11 protein-coding genes and 1 other RNA gene are annotated in these 11,538 nt (G+C 70.4%); 9 read left to right on the forward strand and 3 right to left on the reverse strand.

Features of this window, described 5'->3' with window-relative positions; translation table 11 throughout:
* Positions 1 to 153: 153 nt before the first annotated feature.
* The gene (gene thyX, locus BKE38_RS05460) at positions 154 to 1,092 is read right to left on the reverse strand and encodes an FAD-dependent thymidylate synthase (RefSeq protein ID WP_076956356.1); all 939 of its coding nucleotides are present in this window, start codon (positions 1,090 to 1,092) and stop codon (positions 154 to 156) included.
* A gap of 231 nt (positions 1,093 to 1,323) precedes the next feature.
* On the opposite strand from thyX, the gene ssrA reads away from it, so the two are divergent.
* The 8 genes from ssrA (at position 1,324) to BKE38_RS31310 (ending at position 6,809) form a co-directional block, all read left to right on the forward strand.
* Positions 1,324 to 1,656: a transfer-messenger RNA gene (ssrA, locus tag BKE38_RS05465) on the forward strand.
* Between the two features lie 166 nt (positions 1,657 to 1,822).
* Positions 1,823 to 2,353: an SspB family protein gene (locus tag BKE38_RS05470; protein WP_076956357.1), complete on the forward strand. Its 531-nt coding sequence runs from the start codon at positions 1,823 to 1,825 to the stop codon at positions 2,351 to 2,353.
* A 322-nt stretch (positions 2,354 to 2,675) separates the two neighbouring features.
* Positions 2,676 to 4,319, forward strand: a complete 1,644-nt coding sequence (locus tag BKE38_RS05475; RefSeq protein ID WP_076956366.1) for a fumarate hydratase — start codon at positions 2,676 to 2,678, stop codon at positions 4,317 to 4,319.
* Between the two features lie 6 nt (positions 4,320 to 4,325).
* Entirely contained in the window at positions 4,326 to 4,736 is a 411-nt protein-coding gene (locus tag BKE38_RS05480) for a RidA family protein (RefSeq protein ID WP_076956358.1), read from the forward strand.
* Positions 4,736 to 5,140 carry a VOC family protein gene (locus BKE38_RS05485; protein WP_076956359.1) on the forward strand — a complete coding sequence of 135 codons (405 nt, stop codon included), beginning with the start codon at positions 4,736 to 4,738 and terminating at the stop codon, positions 5,138 to 5,140. The genes BKE38_RS05480 and BKE38_RS05485 overlap by 1 nt, the downstream gene beginning before the upstream one ends.
* Positions 5,141 to 5,328: 188 nt before the next feature.
* Positions 5,329 to 5,685 (forward strand): hypothetical protein, encoded by a 357-nt coding sequence (locus BKE38_RS05490; protein ID WP_076956360.1) that lies wholly within the window; start codon positions 5,329 to 5,331, stop codon positions 5,683 to 5,685.
* Positions 5,686 to 5,905: 220 nt separating this feature from the next.
* Positions 5,906 to 6,127: a ribbon-helix-helix domain-containing protein gene (locus BKE38_RS05495; RefSeq protein ID WP_076956361.1), complete on the forward strand. Its 222-nt coding sequence runs from the start codon at positions 5,906 to 5,908 to the stop codon at positions 6,125 to 6,127.
* A gap of 85 nt (positions 6,128 to 6,212) precedes the next feature.
* The gene (locus tag BKE38_RS31310; protein WP_076956362.1) at positions 6,213 to 6,809 is read left to right on the forward strand and encodes an acyltransferase; all 597 of its coding nucleotides are present in this window, start codon (positions 6,213 to 6,215) and stop codon (positions 6,807 to 6,809) included.
* 41 nt (positions 6,810 to 6,850) lie between these two features.
* Here the strand turns inward: BKE38_RS31310 and BKE38_RS05505 are convergent, their stop codons facing one another.
* Positions 6,851 to 9,853 (reverse strand): AsmA family protein, encoded by a 3,003-nt coding sequence (locus BKE38_RS05505; protein WP_076956363.1) that lies wholly within the window; start codon positions 9,851 to 9,853, stop codon positions 6,851 to 6,853.
* Positions 9,850 to 10,179, reverse strand: a complete 330-nt coding sequence (locus tag BKE38_RS05510) for a hypothetical protein (RefSeq protein WP_131829492.1) — start codon at positions 10,177 to 10,179, stop codon at positions 9,850 to 9,852. Before BKE38_RS05510 ends, BKE38_RS05505 begins: the two co-directional genes overlap by 4 nt.
* Positions 10,180 to 10,748: 569 nt before the next feature.
* On the opposite strand from BKE38_RS05510, the gene BKE38_RS05515 reads away from it, so the two are divergent.
* Positions 10,749 to 11,510, forward strand: coding sequence for a TerB family tellurite resistance protein (locus BKE38_RS05515; RefSeq protein WP_076956365.1), 762 nt, complete (start codon positions 10,749 to 10,751; stop codon positions 11,508 to 11,510).
* Positions 11,511 to 11,538 lie beyond the last annotated feature (28 nt).

Genomic DNA, 11,538 nt, shown 5'->3' on the forward strand with positions numbered 1-11,538 from the left:
GGGAATTCGCGCAAGATTTGCCGCAGGCTGCGCCGTGCCGGCCTGCCGCCGGAACGCCCCGCCCCTCCCCGCCCGGCGGCAGGCCGGGCGGCGGGCGGCTTCGGGCGCGAGGCAGGCGGCGCGGCCATCGGCGAAGTGCTCAGAAAGCGGCGATCAGACCGGGCGGCCGAGCATCTCCATCAGCTCGCGCCATTCGCGCTTGGACAGCCCGCTGCCGGCCTGCTCCACCGCCTCGCCGGCCAGCAGCCGCCGGGTCACCGCCAGCATCTGCGACGACAGGGTGGCCGCCCCCAGGCGATAGTCGCGGAAGGCCTCGGCCACCGTCGGCACCCAGGCTTCCAGCACCTGCATCATCGCCTCGGCATAGACGCGGATCTCGTACTGCGCATGCGGATCCGCCCGCAGCCGCAGGAAATGCAGCAGGTTGTGCAGGTCGGTCTTCCAGTACCACTGGGTGTAGGTGTTCAGCGTCAGGTTCATCCGCGCCAGCTCGCGCGCCAGGCCCTGGCGGGAGGGATCGGCCGGCTGCCCGTCCTCGCCCTCGTTCAGCATCTGGGCATAGTGGTCATAGGTCTGGCTGGCGTCGCGCCGCAGCAGCGCCATGACCTCCTCCGCCTCGGCGCCCTGCAGGATGTCGCCGCGGCCCTGGCGGTTGCTGGAGGACTGCGCCGCCAGCTGCTCCGGCGCCGGGATGTAGAACTCCCGGTCCATGATCGAATAGCGGGCGGAGTATTCGTTGACGTTGGCCGTGCGGTGCCGGATCCACTGCCGCGCCACGAAGATCGGCAGTTTGACGTGGAACTTGACCTCGCACATCTCGAAGGGGGTCGAGTGCCAGTGCCGCATCAGGTAGCGGATCAGCCCGCGATCCTCATTGGCGGCGCGGGTGCCGCGGCCATAGGAGACGCGGGCGGCCTGCACCACGGCCGCGTCGTCGCCCATATAGTCGATCACCCGGACGAAGCCGTGGTCGAGCACCGGCAGCGCCTCGAACAGCATCTTTTCCAGCGCCGGCACGGTCGGGCGGCGGGTCTCGGCGCGGGCCGACTGCGCCTCTGCAAGTTCCTGAAGCTGTGCCGTCGTGAGCGCCATGCGAATCCCCGGGAGTCAGAAATCGGGCCGCCGGAGCGGGCCGGCGGCGCGGGCGGCTTGTAGCTTGTGACGATACACGGCGCCACCGTCTCCGAAGCGGCAGGGCCGCATAGCGGAGGCATGGCAGGATGCCGCACCCCCGCCCTCCGCCACCGTGTCCTGTGGCAGAACCCTCTTCTGCCGCGCAAGCGGTGACGCCATCGGCCGCAGCCTTTGAAGCAGACGCGGCCGCCCCTGGATTTCCGCGCGGCAGCGGCCTATATCGGGAGCGTCATCCTCGGATGACTATGGTGATAAACGGCATGTGGAATAAGCGTTGCGGACCCGGGGGCAGTGCCCGGCGTCTCCACCAGCAACTACCGGCCCTGGATCGTGGGGCGGCGCTTGCGGGGACGAAACAGGCTCGACGCGCGTGGTAAAGCCATGTCTTTTGCCCGGCATTGTACCGCCGTCATCGGGCTATATCACAAGTGCCAACGATAACGGTCGCGAGACCGTGGCGCTCGCTGCCTAACAATAGGTAAGCGCGGTCCGGGGGGAACCGGGCAACAGAATCCCCCCACTTCTCCTTTTTGCTACACGCATGGCGCGCAAACGGTGCCATATTTTATCGGCTGGCCACTTTCCGTCCGGGGGCCGCATCCGGTAATGCTCTGCGGTGCTGTGCGGGAAGCGGTAAACGCCCGCCAATCGGGACGCCCGCCCTGCGGCGTCCGGCCGGGGTAAACTGATGACCGAAGACACCAAACAGGTCGAGAGCCTGCTCCCCTACGACCGCTGGACCGAGGAGGCGATGCGCGAGGTCGCCCTCCGCGCCCTCGAGCATGCCGGCGAGCACGGCCTGCCCGGCGAGCACCATTTCTACGTCACCTTCCGCACCGACCGCCCTGGCGTCGCCATCCCGAGCCACCTCAAGGTGCGCTACCCGGAAGAGATGACCATCGTCCTGCAGCACCAGTTCTGGGACCTGAAGGTCAACCGCGAGAAGGACTTCATCACCGCCGGCCTGTCCTTCGGCGGCGTGCCGGCGACGCTGGTGATCCCGATCTCGGCCATCACCGCCTTCTGGGACCCCTATGTCCGCGTGGGTCTCCGCTTCCCCTCGGCCGAGGCCGAGCCGCTGGAAGCCGTGAACGAATCCGACTCGGCCCCCACCCCGCTACCCGTCCCCGCCGAGGCGGAGGCCGAACGCGCCGAGCCCGAGGGCCCGGCCCAGGTGGTCAGCCTGGACGCGTTCCGCCGCCGCCCCGCCCGCGATTAATTTTGTCAGTTGTCGAGGCCCCGATGGGGCCTCGACACCGTTGCGCCGGCGGCACCGGGAAAACCGTCCCGAGGGTGTCACTCTGGCGCAACCCGGCATGGCGCAGCCAGCCGGTTGGTTTGCCCTGATCTCTGCGCTACCACTGCCGGCAGCATCGCCGGCCCCTGCTCCCCTGCAGCCGTCGGCGTGACGACTGAAAAACAAGAGTCGCGGTTCCCGCTGCCCTGCCCGGAGCGTCACCATGTCCCCTGCCGATCTCCCGACATCCATCTCCCCCGCCGGCATCTCTCCCGCCGGCCCCGAGGCCGAAGCCGATGCCGGCATGCCGGTGTCGCAGCGCCCGGAGAGCTTCCGCTACAGCCCGATGCTGCCGCTGGGCGCCGACAAGACCGCCTATCGTAAGCTGGACATCGATGGCGTCAGGGTGATCGAGGTCGAGGGCAAGAAGGTCCTCAAGGTCTCGCCGAAGGCCCTGGAGGAGCTGGCCTTCACCGCCTGCCGGGAAGTGTCCCACTTCCTGCGCCCCGGCCACCTCGAGCAGCTGGCAAAAATCCTCAAGGACCCCGAGGCCAGCGCCAATGACCGCTTCGTGGCGCTCGACCTGCTGAAGAACGCCTCGATCGCCGCCGGCGGCGTGCTGCCGATGTGCCAGGACACCGGCACCGCCATCGTCTTCGGCAAGAAGGGCCAGCGCGTCTGGGTCGAGGGCGACGAGGAGGAGGCGCTCTCCTACGGCGTCCACCGCACCTATACCGAGACCAACCTGCGCTACTCCCAGATGGCGCCGCTCTCGATGTATGACGAGGTGAACACCGGCAACAACCTGCCGGTGCAGTTCGACATCTATGCCTCGCCCGGCGAGTACAAGGCCGACGAGTTCCACATGATGTTCGTCCTCAAGGGCGGCGGATCGGCCAACAAGACTTTTCTCTTTCAGCAGACCCGGGCCGTCCTGAACAAGGACAAACTGCTGAAGTTCCTCGAGGAAAAGATCAAGACGCTGGGCACCTCGGCCTGCCCGCCCTACCACCTGGCCATCGTCATCGGCGGCACCTCGGCCGAGACCACGCTGAAGACCGTCAAGCTGGCCTCCACCCGCTACCTCGACGAGCTGCCCGCCACCGGCGACAAGTCCGGCCATGGCCTGCGCGACCGCGAGCTGGAGCAGGAGGTCCACAAGCTGACCCAGCAGCTCGGCATCGGCGCCCAGTTCGGCGGCAAGTACTTCTGTCACGATGTCCGGGTGATCCGGCTGCCGCGCCACGGCGCGTCCTTGCCGATCGGCATCGGCGTCTCCTGCTCGGCGGACCGCCAGGTCAAGGCGAAGATCACGCCGGAAGGCGTCTTCCTCGAGGCGCTGGAGCATGACCCGGCCCGCTTCCTGCCCGAGACCACCGACGAGATCCTGGGCGGCGAGGTGGTCAAGCTCGACCTCAACCAGCCGATGGATGCCATCCGCGCCGAGCTCGCCAAGCATCCGGTGAAGACCCGCGTCTCGCTGTCGGGGACCATCGTCGTCGCCCGCGACATCGCCCATGCCAAGCTGCAGGAGCGCATCGACCGCGGCGAGGGCCTGCCGCAATACCTGAAGGACCACCCGGTCTATTACGCCGGCCCCGCCAAGACGCCGGCCGGCCTGCCCACCGGCTCCTTCGGCCCGACCACGGCCGGGCGCATGGACAGCTATGTCGCTGGCTTCCAGGCGGCCGGCGGGTCGCTGGTCATGCTGGCCAAGGGCAACCGCTCCAAGGCGGTCACCAATGCCTGCAAGCAGTTCGGCGGCTTCTACCTCGGCTCGGTCGGCGGCCCGGCGGCGCGGCTGGCGCAGGACTGCATCAAGCAGGTCGAGGTGCTGGAATATCCCGAGCTCGGCATGGAGGCGGTCTGGAAGATCCGCGTCGAGGATTTCCCGGCCTTCATCGTCGTCGACGACAAGGGCAACGACTTCTATGACGGTCTGGAGTAAGCGCCGGTGCAGAAGCGCCTGATCTCGTCCGGCAGCCGCTTCGAGGCGGAGATCGGCTATTCCCGCGCGGTGCTGGTCGGCGACACGGTCTATGTCGCCGGCACCACCGGCTATGACTATGCCACCATGGCCATCGCCGACGACGTCGCCGCGCAATGCGACCAGGCCTTCCGCAACATCCAGGCGGCGCTGGCGCAGGCCGGCGCCTCGATGGACGACGTGGTGCGCGTCACCTACATCGTGCCGCGGCGCGAGGACTGGGAGCCCTGCTGGCCGGTCACCCGCCGCTGGCTGGGCCATGCCCGCCCGGCATCGACGCTGATGCATGCCGGGCTGCAGACCGACGCCATGCGGATCGAGATCGAGGTCACCGCGCGCATCGGCGCCGGGGCCGAAACTTCCGGGAGACAGGATTGATGCGCTTCGCGGTAGACCGGCTGGACCATCTGGTGATCACCTGCCGGGACGTGGAGATCACCGCCTCCTGGTTCCAGCGCGTCCTCGGCATGGACCGCGACACCTTCGGCGAGAGCCGCCGCACCGCGCTGAAGTTCGGCGGCCAGAAGATCAACCTGCGTCCCGTCACGGCGACGCAGGAGGACTGGTTCACCGGCCCCGCCGCGGCGCCGGGCGGCCAGGACCTGTGCTTCGTCGTGGCCGTCACCGCCCAGGACGTGGTCGCCCATCTGCATGAATGCGGCGTCACCATCGAGCAGGGCCCGGTGGCCAAGGCCGGCGCGCTGGGCCCGATCACCTCGGTCTATTGCCGCGACCCTGACGGAAATCTGATCGAACTCGCCACCTACGGCGCCCGCGCCTGAGCCTTGGCGACTCCGGCGCGGGACGGTATCCCGCGCCGATTTTCTTTGTTTTATTTCAGTAATTTCGCAGGACTGCCCCGCCCGCCGGCCTCCGACGGCCAAAGAATACGGCCACGATCCGACCTCGCCTCCGCCATAATCTGGCGATGATCGGTGCTATAATCCGGCCATCAAGCCCGGAGGGCGACATGAAGAATTCGATCCGCACTCTGATCCTGGCCGGCGCCGCCGTTGCCACGCTCAGCCTCGCCGTTGCTCCCGCTGCCGAGGCCGGCGACTGGCACCGCCGCGGTGGTGGTGGCGGCGGTGCCGTCGCCGCCGGCATCATCGGTGGCCTGGCAGTCGGCGCCCTGGTCGGCGGCGCCATCGCCTCGCAGCCGCCCGCCTATTACGCGCCGCCACCGCCGGTCGCTTATTACCCGCCGCCGCCGCCGCCCGTCACCTACTACGCTCCGCCGCCGCCGGTCGCCTATTACGCGCCGCCGCCGGTCGCCTACTACGCCCCGCCGCCGCCGCCGCGCCGTTACTACGGCTACGGCTGGTAAGCGGACGCCTCACCCGCCAGGGTTCAGGGTCGCAAAGGTCGGGGAACCCGCTTCCCCGGCCTTTTTCATGTCCGCTCGACGGGCTTCGGCAGCCCCAGGCACCATTGCCCGCGCCACCGTGAAGCCTTGTCGTTACCAAAGCTGCGCCATGATGTTCGGGCAAAAGGATCCGGCCGGGCATGACAATGGCCGATCGAAAGGGCCAACCAAGGGGGGTTGGATGACGGGACGACACCTGCTGAAGCGCTCCTTCACCCTGGCGGGGCACCGCACCAGCGTTGCGCTGGAGGCGCCCTTCTGGACCGCGCTGGAGCGGCTGGCCCAGGCCGACGGGCTGACGCTGTCGGCGCTGGTGCAGCGCATTGATGCCGGCCGGGCCGAGCCCGACCTGCCGCTGGCCAGTGCCCTGCGGGTCGAGGCGCTGCGCCGCTGCCAAGCTTGAGTTAGGCTATTATATAATTTACGATTCGATACGAAAGACCATTGCCCATCATGGCGAGCAGGTCTGCCTTGAAGGTGCATGACACATGCTCACCGTGGTTGATGGACAGGGCGGCAATGTCGTCGACGTCGATGAATCAAGCGAAAATACGTTAAATGGAAAAATTGTTTTCAGAGGTTCAAGAAGCAATATATCCATTGGACCGAACTGCATTTCGTCATCACTCTATATCGAGGCAGGCGACGGCTGCAGCGTGAGAATTGGATCACACTGCAACTTGGGAGGACTTTTCATCTTCGTTGCACGTGGTGGTTGTGTTGAAGTTGATCACCATTGTTCCTTCAATGGATCACCAAGGCTATTGGTGCACGAAAAGGCTTGTATCGCTCTCGGTAAAGGATGCCTTCTGGCCGGGGGCGTCGATGTCACGGTCAGTGACATGCACTCGATCGTGGACATTGAGACAGGTGAGCGCATCAACCACGCGCGCGACGTGACGGTCGGGGAGTGGGTCTGGATCGGGCAGCGCGCGACTGTTTTGAAGGGAACTCGAATAGGCGACGGCACCATCGTCGGTGCAAGCGCCGTCGTCTCAGGTCATTATCCGGGAAATTGTGTGATCACCGGGGTCCCGGCACGCGTCGTTCGTGAAGGCGTTACCTGGCGATTCGATCTCATCTGATACGTTTCAGATGGTGATACGTTTCAGATGGCGGTATCCGGTTAACGATCGGCGCGCCAGCGCAGCCAGTCGGCCAGTTCCACCACCCGGCGCGGATCGCGCAGCGGCCCGCTGAGCCGCAGCCCGATCGACGGCGCTTGCGGATCGGGCTCGGCCAGCGACAGCCGCAGGTCGAGCCCGCCGCGCGCCAGGTCCAGCTCGCCGCTCAGCGTGGCGCCGGGGGTCTCGGCCATCGCCATCCGCCCCTCTTCCAGCACCGCGCGCCCGGCCTGCAGCCGCAGCACCAGATTGGCTGCCTCGAAGCCGGTGGCGCCGCCCAGCAGCGCCGCGCGCAGCGCCGCCTCGGCGGCCGGCGAGATGTCGCGCTCGGCGGCGGCATAGGCGCCGCGCAGGTCGACACCGGCCAGCACGCCGTCGCGCAGCGCCAGCCGCGCCTGCCCCTCCAGCGTCGCCCGCAGCGCCGCGGGGCTGTGGCCGCTGCCGCGCAAGCCCGCCTCGCCCTCCAGCCGCCCGGCGGTCAGGTCCAGCGGCAGCCCGGCCAGCGGCGCGCTGACCGCGACGCCGGACAGCTTGCCCTCCAGCGCCAGGGCCGGCGGGCTGGCGGCGCCGTCCAGCCGCAGCGAGGCCTGGACGCGGCCGCCGGCCAGCTGCGCCTCCAGCCCCTCGATCTCCAGCACACGGTTGCGCAGCCGCAGCGTCGCGGCCGCCTGGGTCAGCTCGGGCAGGCCGGCGGGCTCCAGATGCTGGGCGGCCAGCGCCAGCTCGGCCTCCAGCATGCCCAGCGACTCGAGATGCATCGGCTCGCGCGAGGCGAGGTCGAGCAGCGGCAGCGGCAGCCGCTCGGCGGCGAGGCGCCCGGTCAGCCGCGGCAGGCCGGTCAGCCGGGTCAGCGACAACTGGCCGCCAAGGCGCAGCCCGGCCGCCACCAGCTCGAAATTCTCCGCCGACAGCTCCTGCGGCGTCAGCGCCAGGGTGCTGATCAACGACAGCGACCCCTCGCCCAGCCAGGGCGGCGGGGTCAGGCCGCTGGCCTCGGTCAGCAGCCGTGGCGCACCGGGATGGCGGAGCGTCAGCGTGCCGGCATAGCGCGGCAGGCCCAGGTCGAGGCTGCCAGCCAGCTCCGCCTTCAGGTCGCCCAGGTCGAAGCCTCCGCGCAGCGCCACCGCATTGGCCGGCCCGCTGCCGGACAGCCGCAGCGAGATGCCGGCATTGACGATCGGCAGATTGCCCGGCCAGCCCCCCGGCAACAGAGAAAGAAGCGGCGCGGCGCTGGGTGCCGAGAGCTCCAGCGCCAGGTCGGTCAGCCGGGGCGTGGCGCCCAGCTGGGCGACGCCGGACAGCGCCAACTCGGTCTCGGCGATGCGGCCCGACAGGCGGCGCGCGGTCAGCCGGCCATTCTCCAGCGCGGCATCGGCGGAGAGGCCCTGGATCGCCAGCCCCTGCCAGCTGGCCTTCTCGGCCGAGAGGCGCAGATTGGCGTCCATCCCGGCCAGCCGCTGCGCCAGCCCGGCCCAGCCGAGCTGCGCCAGCGTCCCCGGCGGCATCCAGCCATCCAGCGGCAGCTTCTCCACGTTCAGCCCGAGGCCCAGCGCCGGGCGCGCGCCGAAGCGCAGCACGCCGGCGCCGGAGACCCGGCCGCCATCGATGACGCCGGTGAATTCCGGCACCGCCAGCTGGTTGTCGTCCAGCGTCAGCCGCAGCCGGCCTTCGCCCTCGCGCAGCCGGGTCGGCTCGATGCCTTCCATCGGCAGGCCCAGCGCCTGCAGCGTGGCGCGCAGCGTGCTGCCGCGGAAGCGCAGCGCCGCCTCCAGCCTGCCGCCGGGCACCGCCGCCGGCGCGGGGCTCGCCGGGGCCTGGCCGGCGGCCGGCGCCCCATTGGCAGGCGCGGCGGGCCGGATCGTGGTGGTGGTGCCGGACAGCTCGATCTCGGTCTCGCCCGGCAGCACGGCGCCGATATCGGTGAGCGTCAGCCGGTCGCCTTCCAGGAAGGCGGCGCCGCGCAGCCGGCGCAGGGTCATGCCGCGGAAGCCGGCGGCCTCGGCCGAGAGGTCCAGGCCGAAGGGCAGCGGCAGCGCCCCGGCGCCGCGCAGCGCCGCGACCCAGGGGTCGAGCTCCAGCTTGCCGGTGACCAGCGCCAGGTCGAGCCGCGGCGCCGGCACCAGCCGGAGCGTCGCCGCCCCGCGCGCCGGGCTGCCGGCCAGGTCCAGGGTCAGCTCGTCGGCGGTCAGCAGGTCGGCGGTGACGGACAGGCGCCCGCGCAGCCGGAAGCTGCCAGAGGGGGCCGGCAGCAGCGCGGCCAGGTCGCTGCCGCCGCCCTGCACCGTGCCTTCGAAGCCGCCTTCCGGCAGCAGCACGCCGCTGGCCGAGGCGGAGGCGCGCGCCGCCGAGAGCGTCAGCGCCAGCGGCGCGATGCCGTCCCAGCCGGCGCGGCCGAGGGTGGTGTCGAAATTGACGTCGGTCGCGCGCCAGCGGAAGCGGCCCTGGATGCGCAGCGCCTCGCTGGCGGTGACGGCGGCCAGGTCGGCATCGACCCGCTCCAGCACCACCTGGCCGATGACGATGCGCGAATCGGTCAGCCGGCCCTGCAGCCCGGTCAGCCAGGGCGGCGGGCGGAAGGGCTGGCCGCCGGCCGGCACCGGCGGCCAGGGCAGCCGCACCTCGGCGCCGACCAGCGCCACCTCGCGCGGCTCCAGCCGCAGGCCCAGCAGCGCCGGCAGGTCGAGCCGCAGCCGCAGCGCGCGGGCACGGACAGAGATGTCGTCGTCCGGGCCGCCGATGGTGACGCCGCCTGCCTCCAGCATCGGCTGCGGCAGCAGGGTCAGCTGCACCGGCCCCGCCAGGGTCACGCGCTGGCCCAGCCGCCCGGCGGCCAGGATCGCCAGCCGGTCGCGATGCTCGTTCCAGTCGGTGAGGCGCGGGCCGTACCAGAGGCCCGCCAGCAGCAGCACCGGCAGCAGCAGCAGGACGACGACGGCCGCCCGCAGCAGGCGCGAGGGCCGGCGGCTTTCGGTCGGCGTCGTCGGGGCGGCGGGCTGCGGGCTCAAGCTGCGCGATTCTCCGGATGTCCGCCGCCCATCGGAGCGATGCGGCCGTCGCGGTCTGCGATGGCGCCGGGCGGCATTGCCCTGTCCATCCCCAGGCACAGGCGCAGGCGCAGGCGGGCGCGGAAGCCGGCCATCGCCGCATCGCGGTGGCCGCCGGAGTTCGGAGACGGCAGCAGGGAAGTCGACAACCGGCCGGCAGGATCACGCGCGACGATGTCGGCGGCGCTGCCGCCGCGACCGACCCAGAACTGCCCGCCCGCCATCATCCCCTGACCTTTCCGAAAGCGTATCCGATCGACATGGGCGATTTGTCGATCCAGCGTCAATGATGGGGCCCTGCGATCCCATCCTGAGCGCGGCTTATCACCGCGAGATGACCCGCCGCGCAACCGCGCGCCGCATGGCCGTCAGGAGCCGCCGCCAGGCTGGCGCGCCAGCGGCCGCAGCCGGCCCTGCCGGATCCGTGGAAGACGACCTGCCCGAATTCACCGAAGAAGCCGACCCGCCGGCAGCGGCGGGGCGCGGAGCCGGCCGCGCCGCGGATCGGGCTTCGGCACTGTGCCGCGCGCATCCTCGAAGACCACCGCCAGACAGCACCCGCCAGGGGGCCCGCCAGGAAAGGAAAACCAGCACATGCCCGGGCAGGTGACGCTGCCGGCACGGGGTGCCGTCGACCACCGCCGGGGGTGTCGAGGACAGGCGCCAGGGACGTGGTCATGCGGCGATCATGATGGTCATTGTATCGTCCGGGTCCGCCGCCTATCAATCGCCCGGCAGGCTTCCGGCCACGCGCCTTGCGGCCCCGCGCCGCGGGTGCGGGACAAGCCTCTCGCCATCTGCCATGCTGGACATCGTGCCTTCCGCCATGGCGCGGGGCCGGGAAGACGGAGCGCCTTTGAGCATCTGGGGCAAGATTCTGGGCGGCATGACCGGCTTCGCCATGGGCGGGCCCTTCGGTGCCGTGGTGGGGGCCGCGCTCGGCCATGCCGCCGACGAGGGCAGCACCCAGACGCCGGAGATCGACGCCCGGCCCGAGGCGCTGGCGCGCATCACCAACAAGGACCAGCTGTTCTCGATCGGCGTCATCGTGCTCTCCGCCAAGCTGGCCAAGTGCGACGGGCCGGTGAAGCGCGAGGAGATCGACGCCTTCAAGCGCGCCTTCCGCATCCCGGTCGAGAACCAGCGCGAGGTCGGGCTGCTGTTCGACAAGGCGCGCGAGGATTCCGCCGGCTACGAGCCCTTCGCCGCCCGCATGGGCGAGGCCTTCAACGACAACAAGCCAATGCTGGAGGAGGTGCTCTCCGCCCTCCACCACATCGCCCGCGCCGACGGGCCGATGACCCGCGGCGAGGCGATCTTCCTGGCCAAGACCCGCCAGGCCTTCCGCCTGGACGAGGCCAGCGCCGAGCGCGCCAGCAGCGGCCGCGGCGCCCCGCCGCCGCAGCCGGCCACGCCGGATGCCTATGCCGTGCTCGGCGTCGCCCCGGGCTCGACCGATGAGGAGGTGCGGCTGGCCTGGCGCAAGCTGATGCGCGAGCACCATCCCGACAGCCTGGCCGCCCGCGGCGTGCCCGAGGCGCTGATGCGCCGCGCCTCGACCCGCGTCGCCGAGATCAACGCCGCCTGGGACCGCATCAAGCGGGAGCGTGGATTGTGACGGCAGCCGCCGGTGGCCGCCCCGAGTC

The sequence above is a fragment of the Teichococcus deserti genome, from assembly GCF_001982615.1.
Lineage (GTDB): Bacteria > Pseudomonadota > Alphaproteobacteria > Acetobacterales > Acetobacteraceae > Pseudoroseomonas > Pseudoroseomonas deserti.